General features: G+C 64.4%; 17 protein-coding genes and 1 tRNA gene. 9 read left to right on the forward strand and 9 right to left on the reverse strand.

What is annotated here, in order from left to right:
• Positions 1-40 precede the first annotated feature (40 nt).
• Together G7Y85_RS03740 and G7Y85_RS03745 are read right to left on the reverse strand one after the other, a co-directional pair.
• On the reverse strand, positions 41-3,169 hold the full coding sequence (locus G7Y85_RS03740) for a type I restriction endonuclease subunit R (protein ID WP_166252021.1): 3,129 nt from the start codon (positions 3,167-3,169) through the stop codon (positions 41-43).
• 73 nt (positions 3,170-3,242) lie between these two features.
• On the reverse strand, positions 3,243-3,410 hold the full coding sequence (locus G7Y85_RS03745) for a hypothetical protein (protein WP_166252023.1): 168 nt from the start codon (positions 3,408-3,410) through the stop codon (positions 3,243-3,245).
• Between G7Y85_RS03745 and G7Y85_RS03750 the strand changes: the two genes are divergently transcribed.
• Positions 3,409-4,095: a DUF433 domain-containing protein gene (locus G7Y85_RS03750; protein WP_166252026.1), complete on the forward strand. Its 687-nt coding sequence runs from the start codon at positions 3,409-3,411 to the stop codon at positions 4,093-4,095. The two genes, G7Y85_RS03745 and G7Y85_RS03750, sit on opposite strands and share 2 nt — an antisense overlap.
• An 8-nt stretch (positions 4,096-4,103) precedes the next feature.
• Positions 4,104-4,535 carry a PIN-like domain-containing protein gene (locus tag G7Y85_RS03755; RefSeq protein ID WP_166252029.1) on the forward strand — a complete coding sequence of 144 codons (432 nt, stop codon included), beginning with the start codon at positions 4,104-4,106 and terminating at the stop codon, positions 4,533-4,535.
• On the opposite strand, the gene G7Y85_RS03760 is transcribed toward G7Y85_RS03755, so the two are convergent.
• The 5 genes from G7Y85_RS03760 to G7Y85_RS03780 form a co-directional block, all read right to left on the reverse strand.
• Positions 4,528-5,406, reverse strand: coding sequence for a GIY-YIG nuclease family protein (locus G7Y85_RS03760; protein WP_166252032.1), 879 nt, complete (start codon positions 5,404-5,406; stop codon positions 4,528-4,530). The two genes, G7Y85_RS03755 and G7Y85_RS03760, sit on opposite strands and share 8 nt — an antisense overlap.
• Positions 5,407-5,419: 13 nt before the next feature.
• Entirely contained in the window at positions 5,420-6,139 is a 720-nt protein-coding gene (locus G7Y85_RS03765; RefSeq protein ID WP_166253281.1) for a UPF0149 family protein, read from the reverse strand.
• Between the two features lie 139 nt (positions 6,140-6,278).
• Entirely contained in the window at positions 6,279-7,550 is a 1,272-nt protein-coding gene (locus tag G7Y85_RS03770; RefSeq protein ID WP_166252035.1) for a restriction endonuclease subunit S, read from the reverse strand.
• Between the two features lie 146 nt (positions 7,551-7,696).
• Positions 7,697-9,442: a type I restriction-modification system subunit M gene (locus tag G7Y85_RS03775; RefSeq protein WP_166253284.1), complete on the reverse strand. Its 1,746-nt coding sequence runs from the start codon at positions 9,440-9,442 to the stop codon at positions 7,697-7,699.
• Positions 9,443-9,694: 252 nt separating this feature from the next.
• A tRNA-Val gene (locus G7Y85_RS03780) sits at positions 9,695-9,771 on the reverse strand.
• A gap of 383 nt (positions 9,772-10,154) precedes the next feature.
• On the opposite strand from G7Y85_RS03780, the gene G7Y85_RS03785 reads away from it, so the two are divergent.
• The 5 genes from G7Y85_RS03785 to G7Y85_RS03805 all read left to right on the forward strand — a co-directional run bounded on the left by G7Y85_RS03785 (position 10,155) and on the right by G7Y85_RS03805 (position 15,039).
• Positions 10,155-10,607, forward strand: a complete 453-nt coding sequence (locus G7Y85_RS03785) for a TlpA family protein disulfide reductase (protein ID WP_206675483.1) — start codon at positions 10,155-10,157, stop codon at positions 10,605-10,607.
• A gap of 5 nt (positions 10,608-10,612) precedes the next feature.
• Entirely contained in the window at positions 10,613-10,816 is a 204-nt protein-coding gene (locus G7Y85_RS03790; RefSeq protein ID WP_166253287.1) for a DUF4266 domain-containing protein, read from the forward strand.
• A 17-nt stretch (positions 10,817-10,833) separates the two neighbouring features.
• Positions 10,834-12,090, forward strand: a complete 1,257-nt coding sequence (locus G7Y85_RS03795; protein ID WP_166252042.1) for a DUF3570 domain-containing protein — start codon at positions 10,834-10,836, stop codon at positions 12,088-12,090.
• 62 nt (positions 12,091-12,152) lie between these two features.
• Positions 12,153-12,989 (forward strand): FAD:protein FMN transferase, encoded by an 837-nt coding sequence (locus G7Y85_RS03800; protein ID WP_166252045.1) that lies wholly within the window; start codon positions 12,153-12,155, stop codon positions 12,987-12,989.
• Positions 12,979-15,039 carry a protein-disulfide reductase DsbD family protein gene (locus G7Y85_RS03805; RefSeq protein ID WP_166252048.1) on the forward strand — a complete coding sequence of 687 codons (2,061 nt, stop codon included), beginning with the start codon at positions 12,979-12,981 and terminating at the stop codon, positions 15,037-15,039. Before G7Y85_RS03800 ends, G7Y85_RS03805 begins: the two co-directional genes overlap by 11 nt.
• A gap of 10 nt (positions 15,040-15,049) precedes the next feature.
• Here the strand turns inward: G7Y85_RS03805 and uvrB are convergent, their stop codons facing one another.
• Positions 15,050-17,041 (reverse strand): excinuclease ABC subunit UvrB, encoded by a 1,992-nt coding sequence (gene uvrB, locus G7Y85_RS03810; RefSeq protein WP_166253290.1) that lies wholly within the window; start codon positions 17,039-17,041, stop codon positions 15,050-15,052.
• A 260-nt stretch (positions 17,042-17,301) separates the two neighbouring features.
• Here uvrB and motA point away from each other — a divergent pair, with 260 nt between their 5' ends.
• A complete protein-coding gene (gene motA / locus G7Y85_RS03815; RefSeq protein WP_166252051.1) occupies positions 17,302-18,156 on the forward strand; it encodes a flagellar motor stator protein MotA in 855 nt (284 codons plus the stop codon).
• Between the two features lie 6 nt (positions 18,157-18,162).
• Positions 18,163-19,161 carry a flagellar motor protein MotB gene (gene motB / locus G7Y85_RS03820; protein ID WP_166252054.1) on the forward strand — a complete coding sequence of 333 codons (999 nt, stop codon included), beginning with the start codon at positions 18,163-18,165 and terminating at the stop codon, positions 19,159-19,161.
• Positions 19,162-19,170: 9 nt separating this feature from the next.
• Here the strand turns inward: motB and G7Y85_RS03825 are convergent, their stop codons facing one another.
• Positions 19,171-21,051: an ATP-binding cassette domain-containing protein gene (locus tag G7Y85_RS03825; protein WP_166252057.1), complete on the reverse strand. Its 1,881-nt coding sequence runs from the start codon at positions 21,049-21,051 to the stop codon at positions 19,171-19,173.
• Positions 21,052-21,140: the final 89 nt, after the last annotated feature.

The raw sequence follows: 21,140 nt of genomic DNA on the forward strand, positions 1-21,140 counted from the left end.
TGCTGTCGGCTTTTGCGCGGTCAGGGTGCAGGACAAGGGGCTAGCCTTGTGCGGCCCGCGCCGTCTCGGCTCGTTCCCGCAGCGCTTCGTATAGTCGAGCCGGCCCGAGCAAGATGTCCTTGAGCCCCTGCCGCACTTTCTCCGAATCGAGTGCCTGCTTGCTCATGGCAGTGTGTGCGGACAGCGCGTCCATGATCGCGTTCATCAGCTCGGCATTGAGGTCCGGAGAGTTCGCGAATTGCTCCTTGGTGTTGCCCTTGGCCTGCGCGACGAGCAGTCCCGATTCGAGCAGCTTTCCCTTGATGACATTGTTCACATAAACGAGCTTGTCTTCATCCGTCAGCTCGCCCTCGAACAGGTCGTTGAGCTTGGCGATGATCTGGCTGAGAAATACCTTCTCCGGCTCGCGTACCTCGCCGCCACCCGTGTCGGTCATCGGCCCCAGCTTTTCCGTCTCGCCCTTGTACAGGCTCAGTGTCTGTGCGCCTTGCGATTTGAGCTTATGGTGGGTCAGCACGACTTTCGACAGATCGACTCCGCTGCGTTCCCGGCCGAACTCCAGCAATGGCAACAGGCGTTTGAAGAAGATCGCGCGCTTCTCTAATGCCGTGTTGCCGTAGTCGAAGATCTGCGACAGGAAGGCGTAGACGCGGCCGAAGCCGCCAATATCGCGCCGGAACAGCTCCAGCGCCTCGATCTCGTTACGTGCCGATTGTTCGGCGTCGGCGTTCTTTGCGGTCTGGGCCGCTGCGAGCGCTTCCCGGGCCGCCTTGTGCCGCTTGAGTAACCGGTCGGCGACTGGTTCGATGGCAGCGGAAAGCTCGGCCTGCGATCGCGCATTCAACTCGGCGGTGACGACGCGCTCGACCTCCTGATCATCGTAGTACCCCTGCGCGTCGAGCTTGGCGCGCAGATCGTAGACGAGATTCGGATCAGTCACGTTCTCCAGCTCGGCCGTCTCGTGATAGGTCTTGAACGCGGCGAGAATCTCGAGCGGATCGTTGACGAAGTCGAGAATGTACGTTGTGTCCTTGCGCGGATAGGCGCGATTGAGGCGTGAGAGTGTCTGCACCGCCTGAATGCCTGCCAGTCGCTTGTCGACGTACATGCCGCACAGCAGCGGCTGATCGAACCCGGTCTGGAATTTGTTGGCGACCAGCAGAATCTGGTACTCGTCACTGGCGAAGGCCTGACGGATGTCGCGGCCCTTCAGATTCGGATTGAGCGTGGCCGAGTTCTCAGTGAACGGATCGGGTCCGGAATCCGGGTCTGTCACTTCTCCTGAAAATGCGACGAGCGTTCCCAGTCGATACTTCTGTGATGCAATGTAGCGATCGATCGCGAGCTTCCAGCGCACCGCTTCCTGGCGGCTACCCACAACCACCATCGCCTTCGCGTAGCCGTCGAGCAGCGGCGCGACGTTTTCGCGGAAGTGCTCGATGACGACCTGCACCTTCTGCGCGATGTTGTAGGGGTGCAGCTTGACCCAGCGCATCAAGCCTTTCATCGCCTGACTGCGCTCAATGGCTTTGTCGTCCAGTTCCTGCTCGCCGGTCGCCAGCTTGAAGGCAAGCTTGTACGGCGTGTAGTTCTTGAGAACGTCGAGGATGAAACCCTCCTCGATGGCCTGGCGCATCGAGTACACGTGAAACGGCGCCGGCAGGTTGGTGGCGCTGGCTGGCTGGTCCGGCAGGGGACGACGCCCGAACAGCTCCAGCGTCTTGGCCTTGGGTGTGGCTGTGAAGGCCACGTACGTGATGCCGCTCTCGGCTGCGCGCGCCGACATCTGCGCAGCGAGAATGTCCTCGTTACTGATCTCGCCGCCGTCGGCCAGCTCTTTCAGTTCCTCGGCCGACAGCACCTGCTTCAGCTTGGACGCCGCCTCGCCAGTTTGCGAGCTGTGCGCCTCATCGGCGATGACCGCGAAGCGCTTGCCCTGCGTGGCCGCCAGCTCCTGCACGGCGGCCAGTGCGAACGGAAACGTCTGGATCGTGCAGACCACGATCTTCTTGTTGCCAGACAGCGCTTCCGCGAGCTGTGCGCTCTTGGAACCGTGCTCGTTCGTGATCGTCGCGACCACGCCGGTGGTGCGCTGGAAGTCGAAGATCGCTTCCTGAAGCTGCGAGTCCAGTACCGTGCGATCACTCACCACCAGCACGGTATCGAACAGCTTTTGGTGCCCGCCGTCGTGAAGGTCGGCGAGAAAATGCGCCGTCCAGGCAATGGAATTGGTCTTGCCGGAGCCGGCCGAATGCTGGATCAGGTACTTCTGGCCAGGGCCTTCTGCGCGCACCGCCTCAACTAACTTTCGCGTGGCATCGAGCTGGTGGTAGCGCGGAAAGATGATGGCCTCGATCTTCTTCTTGTCGTCGCGCGGGGTGACGAGATAGCGGCCTAGAATCTCCAGCCAGCTCTCGCGCGCCCAGACCTGCTCCCACAGATAAGCCGTGCGATGGCCGTTCGGGTTCACCGGGTTGCCGGCACCGCCATGATCGCCCTTATTGAATGGCAGGAAGGTTGTGATCGGCCCAGCGAGCTTGGTGCACATCCGCACTTCACTGTTGCTGACGGCGAAATGCACCAGCGCACCGCGTGGAAACTCCAGCAGCGGTTCGGCTGCCGTCTGACCCTTCTGGCGGGGTTGCCGGTCGAAGCGATACTGATCGACGGCATCTTCGACGCTCTGCGTGAAGTCCGTCTTCAGCTCGACCGTGGCCACCGGAACGCCATTCAGAAACAGCACGAGGTCGATGCAGTTCTCGTTGTGCAGCGAATACTTCACCTGCCGCACCACCCGCAACCGGTTGGCTTCATAGCGGGCCATGATCTCCGGGTTCATGCCCAGCGCCGGCTTGAACTGCGCCAATGTCAGCGGCTGCTTCAAACCGATGATCTCGACACCGTGGCGCAATACGTCCAGCGCGCCGCGATCGTCCATTTGCTTGCGGATGCGATCGAGCAATACGGACTGCGCAGTGCCGCCGTGCGTCTTGCTCAAGGCCTCCCAGGCTTTCGGCTGCGAGGACTGCACCCAGGCGACGACATCGGCCGGAAACAGCGCACGGGCGCGGTCGTAGCCGGCGGCATCGCCTTCGGCGTAGAACCAGCCGTGTGCTGCGAGATGTGCGCAGACATCGTTCTCGAACTCGATTTCCTTGTGCAGGCTCACGTATTCCCCCCGTCTGCGCTGGCTGCGTCGCTCTGATCAATCGCCATCAAATAAACTGACAATCAGTACCAGATCATAACCCGCTGATTGCAAAGCTCTTGTCTTTGAGAATGCGGAAAAGGGCACCGGCCTGTACCGCTGGCTGATCAAAAAGCGCTGCTTCATCCCCGTGTGCCACGGCGGCGGAACAGCCCTGTTCCATTACAATGCCGCCAATTTCACCGGAGCCCGCCTTCGACATGGCAAAGTCCGATATCCGCAGCCAGCCGGCCTACACCCTGGCCGAAGCCGCACGCTACCTCAAGGTGGCGCCGGCGACGCTGCGCGCGTGGTTTGTCGGTCGCTCGTATCCGGTCGGCAACGGCCAAGGCCATTTCCGGCCATTGATTAAGCCTGCCAAGACGCCGCCACCCACGCTGTCGTTCTGGAACTTGATCGAGGCTCACGTGCTGCGCTCGTTGCGCACCGATCATGGCGTTTCGATGGACGCCCTGCGCCGCGCCATCGAATACGCCCAGAAGAAACTCGGCAACGATCATCTGCTGCTCAGTCCGGAGCTTCGCACTGATGCCGGCAAGCTATTGCTTGCTCACTATGGCGAACTGATCGAACTTTCCGCTTCCGGACAGATCGCCATGCGTCGCACGTTCAACGAGCATCTGGCGCGCGTCGAATGGGACGGATGGAAATTCCCGGTGCGGCTGTATCCGTACATTTCGAGCGGTGTCGCCATTGCCGACAGGCGCCCCGTCGCCATTGCGGCCAATATCGCCTTCGGCCGCCCTGTGCTCGCGCGCGGCGGCATCACCACGGCCGCGATCGCAGAACGCATCGATGCGGGTGAGAGCATGGTCGACCTCGCCGAAGACTACGATCTGAGCGCTGATGAAATCGAGGAAGCCGTACTGTACGAGCGTGCTGCCTGAGACGCAGCGTGAGTCCGGTTTTCTTCACCGACCGCAACCTCGGCAAGAAATTTCCCGACATCCTGCGCGCAGCCGGCCTCACGGTGGAGCGCCACGCCGAACATTTCGCGCACGATTGCCCGGACGAGGACTGGCTGAAAGACATCGGCAAGAAAGGCTGGATCGCCGTCACACACGATGGTCGCATTCGCTACAAGCCCAATGAACTTGCGGCGGTCATGCATCATCGCGTCGCACTGCTCGTCGTCATCGGCGCCGCGCCGTATCCGCAACTGGCGCAGGCCTTCGTCGCCACCGCGCCGCGCATCCTGAGCTTTGTGGGGCGGCACCGGCCGCCTTACATTGCCAAGGTTTATCGGGCGGCTGCCGACGAGGCGGAGAAGAATTCTGCGGCACCTGGTCGCATTGAACTCTGGTATCCGACCACTTCGGTCAGCTAGCTTCGCCGGTGCTTGGTGGTGTGCCGCGGACCTCGCTCAGCGTCCGCCCCTGCGCATCCTTCCACTCGATCAGCCCGTTGGCGGTGCGGCCGGTGACGCAGGCGGCTGCGGCGCTGGGGGAGGCGAACAGATGGTCGCGCTCGAAGTGCACGCGTCCGTCCCGCTGGACCAGCACGCCCTGCTCGAGCAGGCGATCGCGTACACGTTGATAGCCGTGCGCCTGAAACGAGGGCACCGTTTCCATGCGACCGCTCGATCCCTTGAGCACGACAAAGCCTTCTTCCGTGAACAGGCCGCGCGCGTCGGCTTCCGAGGCGCGGCAGTAGAACAGACCGGCGTCATCCGCCTTGGCGCTGATGCGCGCCAGCGGTTCGAACAGCGGATGGCCGAGCGTCGCCAGCAGCACGCGAATCGTGTCGTGCAGTTCCGTGCACTCGGCTTGCAGCGGCGCCGGCGTATGCGGGCGGCTGCCGGCGTTGCCGTTCTCCATCGCATAGCGCCCAGCCTTGTCGGCCTGCGCGATCGACAGCCACTCCAGAAAGCCCGCATGCGTGCCGGTGAGATTGTGGGTCAGCGAGATTGCCACCAATGCGCGATTCCAGAATTCCTTCTTCTGGTTGTGCGCCGCGAGCCGCTCCGCCAGCGTACCGGTCTGGCCGATATAGACCTGCGGCCGATCACCGCTCTCGCTCTCGCCGATCAGAAAGTACAAGCCCACTTGCGCCGCCTCCGGCATCCTCAGGAAGTGCGGCAGCAAGCTGCGCGGCACCTCGATCACCTGCACGATGCGTGTGGTGATACTGGCGATGCGGATGCCCTGCGGATCGCCGGACGGCAGGAAGATCTGGATCGTTTGCGGATGCGTGTTCATGCGGCGTTCGTACTCAGTGAAGCGTCGGGGATTGTCCGCAGCACTTCTTGAACTTCCTGCCCGAGCCGCACGGGCAGGCGTCGTTGCGGCCCACCTTGGGCGTTGCACGCCGCATGGGCGCGGGCGCCTGTGCGGCCGCCGGCTCCGCACGCTGCTGGGCCCAATGCGCGTCGATGGCCAGCAATGACGGCACGATGGCATCGACCCAGCGCCGGGCGTCGCCTTCCTTCTTCGTGATCTCCAGACCCTCGGCGTCACCCAGGCGCAGGAAAGGAGTGATCAGACCGGAGCGGTTCGTATTGCCCGGGTCCTGGAACGCATCCATGGTCCAGAGCGCTGACCATGCGTCGGCGTCAAACGTCAGCGTGGCTTTGAGAAAGCCTTCACACCACTCCGCAGCGCCCCATTCGGCCCGGCGGTAGAAGACCGGCTCGAAGGCTCGCGGATTCCGCCGGAAGGTCTCGGCGATGCGATTGGACAGGCCCATGATGATAGCCAGCATCTCGTTGGCCTGCGTCGAATCGGCGAAAACGGCTTCTTCCCGGCCATCCTCGAAGTCCCAGACCCAGGGCAGCCAGGCCGAGGGCATCACCAGACGCGGGCCGATGGCCAGCGCCGTCAGCCAGCCTTCCAGCGTGGCCACGTCCATGGCCGATTCCGGCATGTCGTCCGAGGCAAGAAAGTCGTCAAGTCGTTCCAGGTCGGTGTCGGTAAGGGCATTCAGGGGCTGCATGGATGGCTTTCCGTTTCGGATACTGCTGCATGACGTATGTCGATCTGCCCAGGCGCGTCCGGATTTCGAGTCGTGATCGCGATGGGCCGGCCAGCGCCCGCCTCGATGCAGCGCGGCGGGCCGGAGACGGCGGCGCAGATCACGTCGCGATCCCTCTCACGTCGATCTGGCCGGTGACGGCGGCGGAGATCAGGGCGGCGCGGCGTTCCTTGAGGAGGGTGATGGCGCACTCGGCTTCGGCCAAAAGCGAGTCCACTTCTGACGTAAGTTTGTCCAGGGCAGTCGCAATTTGTTTCTGCTCTTCAAGCGGCGGGACGATGCATGTCATATTCGCAACGTCGTCGAGGCCGAGCTGGATCTTTGTTCCGCCGTAAGCCTGCTCGTCAAGGTACGTTTTTCCAACCGCCGACAGCACTATGTATCCAACCCATCGAGGGAGCAGCTTCGCCCCAGTCAGACGGGCAAGTGCTACGTGCTGGCTAACGTAAGCCTTCTCCATACCCTCTGGGGCGACAGCAACCGACCCGAGATAGGCCGTAATTGAGAACAGCAAGTCCCCAGGTGCCACGACGGTGCGTTCGCCTTCGGCTCCTGCTGGTGCGGAGACTCTTTGAATATCTGACCGATCAAGTTCGAGCGTTTCTCGCGTCAGGTTGCCAATTCTGATGAACAACTCGCCGTCGTCAGCGTAGTACTCAGCCCAACCACGCGAACCGCTTGTGATGAACGCCAAGTCACGCTTGAGACGCATGATCGCCCAATGCGCCGGCACAGCCCCCAGCCACTCGATGCCGGAGGGTTTCATCGGGGCGTCTGGGTTGAGGCCCTTGGTGACGGCGTGGGAGATGACGGCCTGACGCTTTTCCTTGAGCAACGCGATCAACTTTTCTTGCTCCGCCACCAGCGCATCGATCTTGGCGGTCTCGCGGTCGAGGAAGGCGGCGATGGCGGTTTGTTCTGCGAGAGCGGGAAGCCCGATTGCAAAGTCACGGAAGAAATCCTCAGGTACGCGCTTCTGCCCCCCGGCACCATACATCGATGCCTCGCCAAGCGAGCGAAATGGTGAGGAGCTGAACAGCCAATGAAGATACTCTGAAGAGGTCAGCCCGACACGCGGTCGTGCAACTGTGAGTTCGGTGGTGCCGAAGCCAAATCCGCCGACGAGACCTCGCATCACGGCACCTTTGCCGTTCTCAAAACACGGCGTGATCTTGGCGACCGTTACATCACCTTCGCGGAAGTACGTGTAACCGGTTTCGACTTCGCCGATCGGACGTGTGCGCTCGAGGTTCAACGAGCCATCATCGCCAACGGCTTCCATCGGCAGAAATGAAACCTCGGCATCTCGCGGCTCGTGCGCGATTTCGCTCTTGGTCGGGTTGATCTGTGCAGCGAAGCGCAAGCGTTTCACTTCCCAAGTCGCCGGTACTTCCCCTAACCAATCCACTCCGCATGGCTTGTACTCTGGATATCGCGGAAAGCTACTCGGGCGATCCATGCCCTCGCCCTTCGGGCCAGCCGCTGCGCGGCTGTTCGAACTTGTTCCAGACAAGTTCGTCACGCCGACAGCCCCTCGATCATCTGCTTGATCCGATCGGTGCAGGCCTTCAGCTCGGCATCGATCTCCGCGAGCGGTCGCGGTGGTTTGAACACGTAGAAGTGCCGGTTGAACGGGATTTCATAACCGACCTTGGTCTTGTCGTGGTCGATCCACGAGTCCGGTGCGTGCGGCAGCACTTCGCGTTTGAAGTACGTGTCCACATCTTCGGACAGCGGCACATTCTCGGTGTCGCGCAGGCTGCTGTCCGGTTGCGGTTTGCCCTTTTGCTTGCCCTTGCTGCCGATCACCGGCTTGCCGTGCTCGTCCTTCAGCGGGCGCTCGACGGTGATGGTGCGGTAGCCGAAGTCTTCGTTCTTGAAAATGCGGCTGATCGGCCTGCCGTCTTCGCTTGCCTCCGCGAACTCGCCGAACAGACGCGTGACGCGCTCGATATGCGCGTCGCTGAGCTCCTTGCGCTTGCTGCCGAGGCTCTTGCGCATCTTCTGCCAGTAGCCGGAGGCGTCGATGAGCTGGACCTTGCCCTTGCGCGCGGCCGGCTTGCGGTTGGAGACGATCCACACATAAGTGGCGATGCCGGTGTTGTAGAACATGTCGGTCGGCAGGCCGATGATCGCTTCCAGCAGATCGTTCTCCAGCACGTAGCGGCGGATCTCGCTTTCGCCGCTGCCGGCACCGCCGGTAAACAGCGGTGAGCCGTTGAGAACGATGCCGAAGCGGCTGCCGCCGTCCTTCGTCGGGCGCATCTTCGAAATGAGATGCAGCAGGAACAGCATCGAGCCATCGGACACCCGCGGCAGGCCGGGACCGAAGCGACCGTTGTAGCCTTGCTGCTCGTGTTCCTTGCGGACATCCTTTTCGACCTTCTTCCATTCCACGCCGAACGGCGGGTTGGACAGCATGTAGTCGAAATGCTGGCCGTGGTGGCCGTCCTCGGAAAGCGTGTTGCCGAAGGCGATACTGGCGATGTCCTGACCCTTGATCAGCATGTCCGCCTTGCAGATGGCGTAGGACTCCGGGTTCAGCTCCTGGCCGAAGACGGTGAGCCGCGCTTGCGGGTTGTGCTCGGCGAGGTATTCGCCGGCGATGCTGAGCATGCCGCCGGTCCCGGCCGTCGGGTCATAGATCGTACGCACGACGCCGGGCTTGGACAGCACGTCGTCGTCCTCGACGAAGATCAGATTCACCATCAGGCGGATGACCTCGCGCGGGGTGAAGTGCTCACCAGCGGTCTCATTCGAGATTTCCGCGAACTTGCGAATCAGCTCCTCGAAGACGAGACCCATCTGGTGGTTGTCGACGGCCTCGGGATGCAGGTCGATGCCGGCGAACTTCTCGGTGACCTGATACAACAGCTTGGCCTTGGCGAGCCGGTCGATCTGCGCGTGGAATTCGAAGCGCTCGAAGATGTCGCGCACCGCCGGCGAGAACGCCTGGAGATAGCTGTACAGGTTCTCGCGGATGTGGTCCTGGTCGCCCATCAGGGTCTTCATGTCCAGCGGCGAGGTGTTGTACAGCCCGCGCTGGCCGCTCTTGCGTTCCAGGAACGGCTCGGGGTTCAGGCCGGCCTTGGTCTTGGCCTCGAACTCCAGCAGCACCGCGGCTTTGCTGGGTTCCAGCACGCAGTCCAGGCGCCGCAGCACCGTGAACGGCAGGATCACCCGGCCGTATTCGGATTGCTTGTAATCACCGCGCAGCAGGTCGGCCACCGACCAGATGAAGGCGGATAGAGATTGGTGGTTCATTGCCCCTCTTGATTTCCCTTGGCCGGGATTGTGCCGCAAGAAGGGCCCGGATTCTGAGCAGCGGGTCTTATTGTGGGCTACGACAGCCGTGGGGGACGTCGGAAGGCCGACACGTAAGTTAGTGCGATTCTTATCGCGGTCAAGCAAGAGCTGCCGGTGGACGGCAGGGGACACCGAAAAACACAAAACCAACAAAAAACCGCGCATGAGCGCGGTTATCTGTACCGTTCTGACCGTCCTCGGACGGAGAATTGGTAGGCGCGATTGGACTCGAACCAACGACCCCTACCATGTCAAGGTAGTGCTCTAACCAGCTGAGCTACGCGCCTGTGGGTCTCACGAAGGGCGCGGAAGATAACCTGTTTGGCGGGGCTGGGCAAGCGCTTTGCGCGTGCGCCTCGCGCGGATGTGCAGCAACCCCAGTGGTGATCGTGCATCCGCGGCTTGCGACGCGGCGGCCCGCAAGGAATTGCAGAAACATTTTGCGCAACTGCAGGAAGCTGCAGGCCGTCCGTGCCGGGCCCGATCCGCATTCGCTGACAGAAATCCGATTCATTTCATCTTCTTGCACGGCCGGCCCGTAAACGCGTGGCGCTGGCACTGCGACTGCAAGACCAGACGCAAGGTCTGTCGTGCACCCGATGCCGAGCGTTCGACGGACTCCCCTCATTACCGGAACAAGGTCGAGCGTATGCGAGCTGGGCGTATCGGATTGCGACTGTTCGTCGCGTTGCTGTTATGCGGTTGTGGTGGCCTGGCACGTGCGGCCGGAACGGCACCGTCACTGGATGCCTACCGCGGCCACGTCACCTATGTCGACTTCTGGGCGTCCTGGTGCGGCCCCTGCGCGGAGTCGTTTCCGTGGCTCAATGCCATGCAGGCGAAGTACGGCGCACGCGGTTTGCACGTCGTCGGTGTCGGCGTCGATACGCAGTCGGCCAGTGCCGACCGCTTTCTGAGGGCGCACGCCCCGCAGTTTCCGATCGTGCGCGATCCGGACGGCGCGCTGGCCGAGCAGTACGCGATCGAAGGCATGCCGTACGCGGTGCTGCTGGACGCCGACGGCCACGTCCTCAGTCGGCACAGCGGTTTTCGCGCCGGCCAGACCGACGAATACGAACACGCCATCCAGGACGCACTGTCTCCCAGGGGAACCACACCGTGAGAAACATGATTTTGCTGCTTGCCGTTGCCCTGCTCGCCGGTTGCGCGCAGATGGGAGCGAGACCCTGGCAGCGCGAGGTGCTGAGCCGGCCGGACATGAGCCCGGATCGTCAGCCGCTGCAGGCCGCGCTCGATGATCACATCTACTTCAGCAAGGAAGCCGCCAGCGGTGGACGCGGCTTCGGCGGTGGCGGCTGCGGCTGCAACTGATGGGCAAGGATTCGACAATGAACAAGACCAAGGCGCTCGGCGCCGCTGCCTGTGCGCTGCTCGGTGCGCCGGCCATTGCCACGGCTGCCGATGCGAAGTGGGATATCGATACGGCTGCGCTGTATTACGCGGAATCCGGCCGCGTCTCGCTGTTCGAACCGGTGGTGTCCGCGAATCGCAACTGGGATGAACGCAGTCTCGGCGCCAAGCTGACGCTCGATACCCTGACGGGGCCGACGCCCAACGGCGCGACACCATCCTCGACGCCGCGCACTGTCACCGGACCGTCCGGCAGCACCAGCTACACGACGCAGCCGGGCAAGATTCCGCTCGACGATACCTTCAAGGACACGCGGGTCGCACTGGCGCTCGACTATTCGGCGCCGCTGTTCGACGACTGGAAGGCAGCCTACGGGCTCAATGTCTCCACGGAATACGACTACCGCTCGCTGGGCGGCTCGCTGCGCGTGCAGCGCGACTTCTTCGAGCACAACACGACGCTGGCTCTCGGTGGCTCGTTTGCGGCCGACACCGTCGACCCGGTCGGCGGCGCCCCCGATCCGCTCAGCGTGAAGTCGAACTCCGGTGGCGATGACGACGGTCACGGCGGATCGAGCAAGAGCAAGAGCACCTTCGATCTGCTCGCTGGCGTCACCCAGGTGCTCGACCCGAAAAGCCTGCTGCGCGTCAATCTGATCTACAGCCATGCGAGCGGCTACCTGACCGATCCTTACAAGATTCTGTCGGTGGTCGGCAGCGACGGCGAGCCCTTGCGCTACGTCTACGAAAAGCGCCCGGGCACGCGTACCAAGACCGGCGTCTATGCCGAATACATGCGCGCGCTGGGTACCGACACGCTGCGGGCCAGCTATCGCTTCCAGACCGACGACTGGGGGATCGACAGCCATACGGTCGAGCTGGACTATCGCTGGCGCTTCAGCGCCGCCAACTATCTCGAACCGCAAGTGCGCTACTACCGGCAGACGGCGGCCGACTTCTACCACGTCGCACTGTACGACGGGCAGGAGACGCAGGTGCAGGATGCGTCGGCCGACTACCGGCTCGGTGGCATGGACACCTGGACCGGCGGCCTGCAGTTCGGGCACACCTTCCAGGGCGGCTCGGATCTGACGCTGCGACTTTCGTACTACGTGGAGACGCCGGATGGCAAGGGTGTGCCGGCCGCCGCGGCCGACGGCCTTTCGAAATTCGGCAAGCTGGTACCGGACACCAAGGCCGTGATGGCCACCGTCGGATATCGTTTCTCCCTGTGAGCAACGATGTTCCTAAACTCGCCATCGACGCGGAGGGCTGCCCCCGAGGCCAGTTCCGCGCGATGGCGAGTCCCTGGGAAGTGCATGTCGCCGGTGCCAGTGCACGCGAGACGCACCGCATCACGGTACAGGTCGCCGCCGAGGTGCACCGCATCGAACACAAGTACAGCCGCTATCGCGACGACGGTCTGGTGCACGCCATCAACCACGCTGCCGGCAAGGCGATCGCGATCGACGACGAGACCGCGCGCCTGCTCGACTATGCGCAGGCGCTGTGGGACGCGAGCGACGGCATGTTCGATATCACGACCGGAGCCTTGCGCCGCGCCTGGGTGTTCGACGGCTCCGATCGGGTGCCGAGCGACGCGACCATCGCCGCGCTGCTGCCACTCGTGGGCTGGGACAAGATCGACTGGAACGGCGAGACCCTGCGCCTGCCGGCGGGCATGGAAATCGACTTCGGCGGCATCGGCAAGGAATACGCAGTCGATCGCGCGCTTGCGCTGGCCGCTGCCGACAGCGCCTGTCCGGTGCTCGTCAATGGCGGCGGCGATCTCGCCGCGAGCGCGCCGCCGGCGAACGGCCAGCCCTGGCGGGTCGGCGTCACGACCGGCTTCGATGGCATTGCCACGCCGTCACTGCAGCTGTTTCGCGGCGCGGTCGCGACCAGCGGCGATGCGCATCGCTACGTGCTCAGGGACGGCAGACGTTACGGCCATGTGCTCGATCCGCGCAGTGGCCGCCCGGTAGACGGCGCCGCGCGCAGCGTCACTGTCGTCGCAGCGAGCTGCAGCGAAGCCGGCGGGCACTCGACCATCGCCCTGCTGAAAGGGGCGGGCGCCGAGGCCTATCTTCAGGAGTTGGGTGTTGAACACTGGATCTATCGCGATGCGCACTGAAATCCGTCGGCCCTTTCCCTTCTTTCTCGCCGTTCTCTGCCTGCTGATCGCGACCTTCGGTTTCGCCCGCGTGGCGGCGGCAGCCGAAAGCCCGAGGGTGCAGGCGGAGTTGCTGTCGGAAGCATCGACGCTGGCGCCGGGTCCGAATCATTTTGCGGTGCGCCTCAGCCCCATGCCCGGCTGGCACACCTACTGGCAGAACCCGGGCGACGCCGGCCAGCCGACGACGCTGGACTGGCGGCTGCCTGCCGGCTTCGTTGCCGGACCGATCGAGTGGCCGGTGCCGCAGGCGATCGTCAGCGGCGACATTGCCAACATCGGCTACGAGCACCCGACCCTGCATCTGGTAACCATCGACGTACCGGCCACGGCAGCCGGCCGCGACGCGAACCTGCAGGTCGAAGCGCACTGGCTCGCCTGCGCCGATGCCTGCATCCCGGAGCACGCAACGCTGGCGCTGCAGCGTCCGGTGGCGAACGAGGCCGTCCTCGATCCGCAGCAGCATGCCGCTTTCGACCAGGCGCGCGCGCAGCTGCCGCGGGCGACGACGGCGCAGATGCAGTACCGGATCGGCGACGGCCAGCTGCGTCTGCGCGTCGATCCGGCGCCGGCTGCCTGGCGTGAGGCGCAGCTGCGGCTGTTCACCCGCGAAGGGCAGTGGCTCGATGGCAGCCAGGCGCCGCAGCCGCACTGGGACGGCGACGCGCTGGTGCTGACGCAGGCCGTGCGCCCGGATGTCGAGGCGGTCGGCGGCATGCTGGATGGCGTGCTGGTTGTTTCCGGCGCCACCGGCATCGCGGTGCATGCCGCCCCGGCGCCGGTTGCCGTGCCGTCGTCGGAGACGGGCACGCACTACTGGCTGGCCTTGCTGCTGGCGTTCGGTGGCGGCCTGGTTCTCAATCTCATGCCCTGCGTGTTTCCGGTGCTGTCGATCAAGGCGGTCTCGCTGCTGCAGGGCGCCGCCGATCCGGCGCGCCAGCATCGCCAGGCGCTGGTCTATACCGCCGGCGTCGTGCTCTCCTGCGTCGCGGTCGCGGTCGCGACCGCGCTGCTGCTGGTGCGTGCCGGCGGCCAGGCGCTGGGCTGGGGCTTTCAGCTGCAGTCGCCATTCTTCGTCGGCCTGCTCGCCTATCTGATGTTCGTGATGGCGCTGTCGCTGAGCGGCGCGCTGCACATCGGCGGCGGTCTGATGGGCGTCGGACAGAATCTCGCCGCACGCGACGGCGAGGTCGGCACCTTCTTCACCGGTGTGCTCGCCGTCATCGTCGCCAGCCCCTGCACGGCGCCGTTCATGGGCACGGCGCTGGGCTACGCGATGACCCAGTCGTGGCCGCTGGCGCTGAGCGTGTTCGCGATGCTCGGTCTCGGCCTTGCCTCGCCGTTCCTGCTGCTGGCGTGGTCGCCGCGCGCCGCGCGCCTGCTGCCGCGGCCCGGCGCCTGGATGGACACGTTCAAGCAGGCGATGGCGTTCCCGCTGTATTTCACGGTGGTCTGGCTGCTGTGGGTGCTCGGCCGGCAGGCCGGCATGGCGGCGGTCGTCGCCGCGCTGTCGGGCCTGGTGCTGCTCGCGTTCTGTGTCTGGTGCCTGCCGCGTGCGCGATGGTTGCGGCGCGTCGGCGCGCCGGCGGCGCTGGCCGCTTCGATCGGCCTGATCGCGTGGCCGGCACAGCCGGCGGCGGTGCCGGCGATGCCGGCGGATGCTGCGTCCGCGGCGGCGCAGTGGCAGCCTTACAGCGCCGCGCACCTTGACGCGCTGCGCCAGCAGGGCCGCACCGTCTTTGTCGATCTCACGGCCGACTGGTGCATCACCTGCAAGCTCAACGAGCGCGTCGCGCTCGACAGCGCGGCCGCGCGGCAGGCCTATGCCGCGCACGACGTTGCGCTGCTGCGCGGTGACTGGACCAGCGCCGACCCGGCGATCACCGCGCTGCTGCAGCGCTTTGGCCGCACCGGCGTACCGCTGTATCTGGTCTTTCCGCCGACGGGCGACGCACATGTGCTGCCGCAGCTGCTGACGCCGGGTACCGTCGCCGCGGCGTTCGACCCGTAGGTGCGACGACTCAGCTGGCGCTGACGAGCGCCTGCTCGCGCAGCTTGCGAATCTGGTCGCGCAGCTTCGCGGCGGCCTCGAACTCCAGGTTCATCGCGTGCTGCTTCATGTCTTTTTCGAGCTTGTTGATCTTCTTCTGCATCTCCGCCGGTGACAGTACGTCGTAGCGGGCTTTCACCTCGGCGGCCTTCAGCGCGGCGCCGACCTGATAATCCTCGTAGCCGTAGCGCATGACGTCGGCGATGCGCTTCTGCACGCCCTTCGGCGTGATGCCGTGTGCGGCGTTGTACGCGATCTGCTTGCTGCGTCGGCGATCGGTTTCGCCGAGTGCGCGCTTCATCGAGTCGGTCTCGCGATCGGCGTAGAGAATCGCCTTGCCGTTGAGATTGCGCGCCGCGCGACCGATGGTCTGGATCAACGAGCGTTCGGAGCGCAGGAAGCCCTCTTTGTCGGCATCGAGGATCGCGACCAGCGAAACCTCCGGAATGTCGAGGCCCTCGCGCAGCAGATTGATGCCGATCAGCACGTCGAACAGACCGAGGCGCAGGTCGCGGATGATCTCGGCACGTTCGACGGTATCGACGTCCGAGTGCATGTAACGGACCCTGGCGCCGTTCTCGTGCAGATAATCGGTCAGGTCCTCGGCCATGCGCTTGGTCAGCACGGTCACCAGCACGCGCTCCTTCTGCTCGGCACGCAGGCGGATCTCGCCGAGCAGGTCGTCGACCTGACTCGACGCCGGGCGGATCTCGGTCGGTGGGTCGATCAGGCCGGTTGGCCGCACCACCTGTTCGGCGATCGCGCCGCTCGAATGATCAAGCTCGTACGGTCCCGGCGTGGCCGAGACGTAGATCGTCTGCGGGCAGATGCGCTCGAACTCGTCGAAGCGCAGCGGCCGGTTGTCGAGCGCACTCGGCAGTCGGAAACCGTATTCGACGAGCGTTTCCTTGCGTGAGCGGTCGCCCTTGTACATCGCGCCGATCTGCGGAACGGTGACGTGCGATTCGTCGAGCACGACGATCGCGTCCGGCGGCAGGTAATCGAACAGACACGGTGGCGGCTCGCCCGGATTGCGGCCCGAAAGATAGCGCGAGTAGTTCTCGATGCCGTTGCAGTAGCCGATCTCGCGAATCATCTCCAGATCGAACTGCGTGCGCTGTTCGATGCGCTGTGCTTCCAGCAGCTTGTTCTGCAGGCGCAGCAGCTTGATGCGCTCGTGCAGTTCGTCGCGGATCGCGTCGAACATGCCGACGATCTTCTCGCGCGGCGTGACGTAGTGCGACTTCGGGAAGATCGTCACGCGCGGCAGCTTGCGCTTGAGCTCGCCGGTCAGCGGATCGAACTCGGAAATCGAATCGATCTCGTCGTCGAACAGTTCGACACGGATGGCCGCCGCGTCGTTCTCCGCCGGATGGATATCGATGACATCACCGCGCACGCGGTAGGTGCCGCGTTCGAGCGTGACCTCGTTGCGCACGTACTGCATCGACGTCAGCTGGCGGATCAGCTCGCGTTGCGGCAGGCGCTCGCCCTTGATCAGATGCAGCACCATCTGGAAGTACTGCTCCGGATCGCCGAGGCCGTAGATCGCCGACACCGACGCGACGATGATCGCGTCGCGACGCGTCATCAGCGCCTTGGTTGCCGACAGGCGCATCTGCTCGATGTGCTCGTTGATCGAGCTGTCCTTCTCGATGAAGGTGTCCGTGCTCGGCACATAGGCTTCCGGCTGGTAGTAGTCGTAGTACGAGACGAAGTACTCGACCGCATTGTTCGGAAAGAACTCGCGGAACTCGCCGTACAGCTGCGCCGCCAGCGTCTTGTTCGGCGCCATGATCAGCGCCGGCCGCTGCAGCTGCTGGATGACGTTGGCGATCGTGAAGGTCTTGCCGGAGCCGGTGACGCCGAGCAGCGTCTGGTGGGCAAGGCCGTCGCGCAGGTTTTCGGCGAGCGTGGCGATCGCCGTCGGCTGATCACCGGCCGGCGACCATTCGGCCTTCATCTGGAACAGACCGGCGTCGCGCTCCTTGAGCCGGCGGTCTTTCAGCGCGTCGCGGGGGGCTTCCTGCATGGCAAGAATCTGGGGCCGGTGGGTCCGGTATCAAAGGGGGCGGCATAGAGTACTGCAGGGTCGGGATCATCGCTGTCGGCCGACGAACGTCACCCCTGTCGGGGTCGGAGGGGTCAAGTTTTTCGCTCGTCGGCCAATAAAGGGGAGATGCGGCCGCCTGGCGTCGCAGTGCCTTCCAGACGGATTTCGACATGCTGCCGATCATCGGCTCCCTACTCGTCCTGCTCAGCGTGATCGGCGGCTTCATGGCCTCGAAGGGCCATCTCGGCGCACTGTGGCAGCCGTTCGAACTGCTCATCATCGGCGGGTCGGCGCTCGGCGCCTACCTCGCGTCGAATTCGATGGGCGTCGTCAAGGAAACCTTCAGGAGCTGTCTCTCGATCCTCAAGGGCCCCAAATACGGCAAGCCGCAGTATCTGGCGATCCTGTCGCTGCTCTACGACGTGCTCAGCAAGATCCGCAAGTCCGGCGTGATGTCGCTTGAGGACGACGTCGATAATCCGTCAGGCAGCGAACTGTTCGCGAAATACCCGGAAATGCTGGCCGACCATCACCTGCTGGAGTTCATGACCGACTGCCTGCGCCTGATGATCGGCGGCAACATCAACCCGCACGAGCTCGAGCCGCTGCTGGAACTCGAACTGGAAACCCATCATCACGAGGCGCTGGCGCCGGCGCACGCCTTGCAGAAGGCCGCCGACGGCCTGCCGGGCTTCGGCATCGTCGCCGCGGTTCTCGGCATCGTCATCACCATGGGCTCGCTCGACGGTCCGGTCAACGAGATCGGTCACCATGTGGCGGCGGCGCTGGTCGGCACCTTTCTCGGCATCCTGCTGGCATACGGCTTCATCGGGCCGCTGGCGGCAGCGATCGAGGGGCGGGTGATCGAAGACAGCCGCGCGTTCGAATGCGTGAAGGCGGGACTGCTGGCCAGCCTGCGCGGCTACAACCCGATCGTCGCGATCGAGTTCGCACGCAAGTCGCTGAACGCGCGCATGCGGCCGCCGTTTGCCGAACTCGAGAGTCACTTGAAAGGCAGCCGGTGATCCGCCGTGGCCGGTGACAGCGCCGAAATCATCATCCGCCGCATCAAGAAGGTCGCCGCCGCCGGCCATCACGGCGGCGCCTGGAAGGTGGCGTATGCCGATTTCGTGACGGCGATGATGGCGTTTTTCATGGTCATGTGGATCGTCGGCATCAGCGACAAGCAGCAACGCGCGGCGATCTCGGACTACTTCAACAATCCCAGTGCGACGGTCGGCGAGGCGCAGAAACCGGCGCCGGGCGCGAACGGGCCGGGCGGCTCCGCCGATTCGGTGATCGACCTCAACGGCACGATGAATCGGCCGAAACCGGACGAGGCGCGCGAACCGCGCACGCCGGCGATGCCGAAGGACATCGAGAAGGCCGCGCGCGCGATCGACCGCCAACGCCTCGAAGCCCTGCGCCAGGATCTGCTGGAGGCGATCCGCAACAGCCAGACGCTGCAGCCGTTCAAGGACCAGCTGCTGCTCGATCTGACGAAGGAAGGTCTGCGCATCCAGATCGTCGACCAGCAGAATCGGCCGATGTTCGATCTCGGCGGCGCCACGCTCAAGCCCTACACGACGGTGATCCTCGCCGAGCTGGCCAAGTTCATCGACACGGTGCCGAACCACATCAGCATTTCCGGGCACACCGATGTCACGCAATACGGCAACGCCGCCGGCTACACGAACTGGGAGCTGTCGACCGATCGTGCCAATGCGGCGCGACGTGCGCTGATCGCCGGCGGCATGTCCGAAGACAAGATCGATCGCATCGTCGGCCTGGCTTCGACGGTGCTGTTCGACAAGGCGCACCCGGACGATCCGACCAACCGCCGCATCAGCATCGTGGTCATGAATCGCGACACCGACGGCAAGGAAACGGACGACGCGGGCGATGCCGCCGCGCAGGGCGTTGCCGTACCGGAAAACGGCGTGGTCGCAGCGACCGCAGACGGCGGCACGGCCATCATCGGCGCCGGCCTGCCATCGCCGGCAGCGGCGCTGCCGAAAGCCGCGCCCTGAACGTGGCGATCAGGCGTCGCGCAGGCTTTCCAGCGACTCCCAGCGCGCGTAGGCGGTGGCCAGGGTCTGCTCGATCGCGCTGAGGGCTTTCTGCGTTTCGACCGCCTTGCCCGGATCGCTCGCATACAGCGTGGCCAGCTTCAGTCCCAGCGCTTCCTGCTCGGCTTCCAGCTTCTCGATCTTGCCGGGCAGCTCGGCCAGCTCGCGCTTCTGCTTGCTGTCGAGCGGCGACTTCGACGCCGGTGCCGTGGCGACGACGGGCACGGCCGCCGGTTTCGGCTTGGTGCCCGCTGCCGGTCTGGCCGTGGCCACGGGGCGCTGGCGCAGCCAGTCGTCGTAGCCACCGATGTATTCGCCGATGCGGCCGTCGCCCTCGAAGGCCAGTGTGCGCATGACGACGTTGTTGAGGAATGCACGATCGTGCGACACCACCAGCACGGTGCCGGCAAAATCGACGATCAGTTCTTCGAGCAGATCGAGCGTCTCGACATCCAGATCGTTGGTCGGTTCGTCGAGCACCAGTAGATTCGCCGGCTGCGAGAACAGCTGCGCGAGCAGCAGGCGCGAGCGCTCCCCGCCGGACAGCACATGCGTGGGGCTGCGCGCGCGGTCCGGTGTGAACAGGAATTCCTGCAGGTAGCTCATGACGTGCTTGCGCGCGCCGCCGAGCTCCACGTATTCCTTGCCGCCGGCAATGTTTTCCCAGACGGTCTTCCTTTCGTCGAGCGTCGAGCGCAGCTGATCGAACCAGGCGATTTCGAGATTGCTGCCGGTGCGCACCTCGCCGCTGTCCGCGTGCAACTGGCCGAGCAGCAGACGCAGCAACGTGGTCTTGCCGACGCCGTTCGGACCGATGATGCCGATCTTGTCGCCGCGCAGCACCGTGGTCGAAAAATTCCGCGCGATGGTCTTGCCGCCGGCTGCATAACTCAGGTTCTTCGCCTCAGCGACCAGCTTGCCGGAGCGTTCCGCGTCCTGCACTGTGAACTGCGCCGTTCCCTGCAGATTGCGGCGCTGCGCGTACTGCTCGCGCATTTCGTAGAGGCGCTTGACGCGGCCCATGTCGCGCGTGCGGCGCGCCTCGATGCCCTTGCGAATCCAGGCTTCTTCCTGCGCGAGCTTCTTGTCGAACAGTGCGACTTCCTGCGCCTCAGCGTGCAGGCGTTCCTCGCGACGGCGCAGGTAGTTGTCGTAGTCACCGGGCCAGCTCGTCAGCTGGCCGCGATCGAGTTCTGCGATGCGCGTTGCCAGGCGCCGCAGGAACGAGCGGTCATGCGTGATGAACAGCAACGCGCCGTCCCAGTCGGCGAGAAAGTTCTCGATCCATGCGATCGAATCCAGATCGAGGTGATTGGTCGGCTCGTCGAGCAGCAACAGTTCCGGTTCCAGCGCCAGCGCGCGGCCGAGCAGGGCGCGGCGCTTGAGGCCGCCGGACAGGGCGTTGAAATCGGTATCGGCGGGCAGATCCAGCTTGGCGACCAGTGCATCGATGCGGGCGTCGAGCGCCCAGCCGTTCTGCGTGTCGAGAATCTGCTGCAGGCTGCCGAGCCGGTCGAGGTCGTCCGGATTCTCGTGCAACAGGTGGTGGTACTCGGCGAGCGCCGCGCCGACCTTGCCGCCGCCGCTGGCGATCACCTCGCGCACCGTGCCGGACAGGCCCTTGGGCACGTCCTGCGGCATTTCCGCGATGCGCAGCCCCTGGCTGCGCATGACGTCGCCGTCGTCGGCCTGCTGCTGGCCGGTGACAATCCGCATCAGCGTCGATTTGCCTTCGCCGTTGCGACCCAGCAGACAGACGCGTTCGCCGCGCTCGATCGCGAAATTGACGCCGTCGAGCAGCGGCGGACCGCCGAAACGCAGGCTGATGTTCTTGAGCGCGAGGAGCGTCATGCGGGAAAGCCGTGAAAACGGGCCGCGATTCTAGCGATTTTGCGTGATGCATCGCGGTTTCGGTGGGCGCGGCTGGGGGTTTCCAGTAT

The sequence above is a fragment of the Solimonas terrae genome, assembly GCF_011067135.1.
In the GTDB taxonomy this organism is placed as follows: Bacteria; Pseudomonadota; Gammaproteobacteria; order Nevskiales; family Nevskiaceae; genus Solimonas; species Solimonas terrae.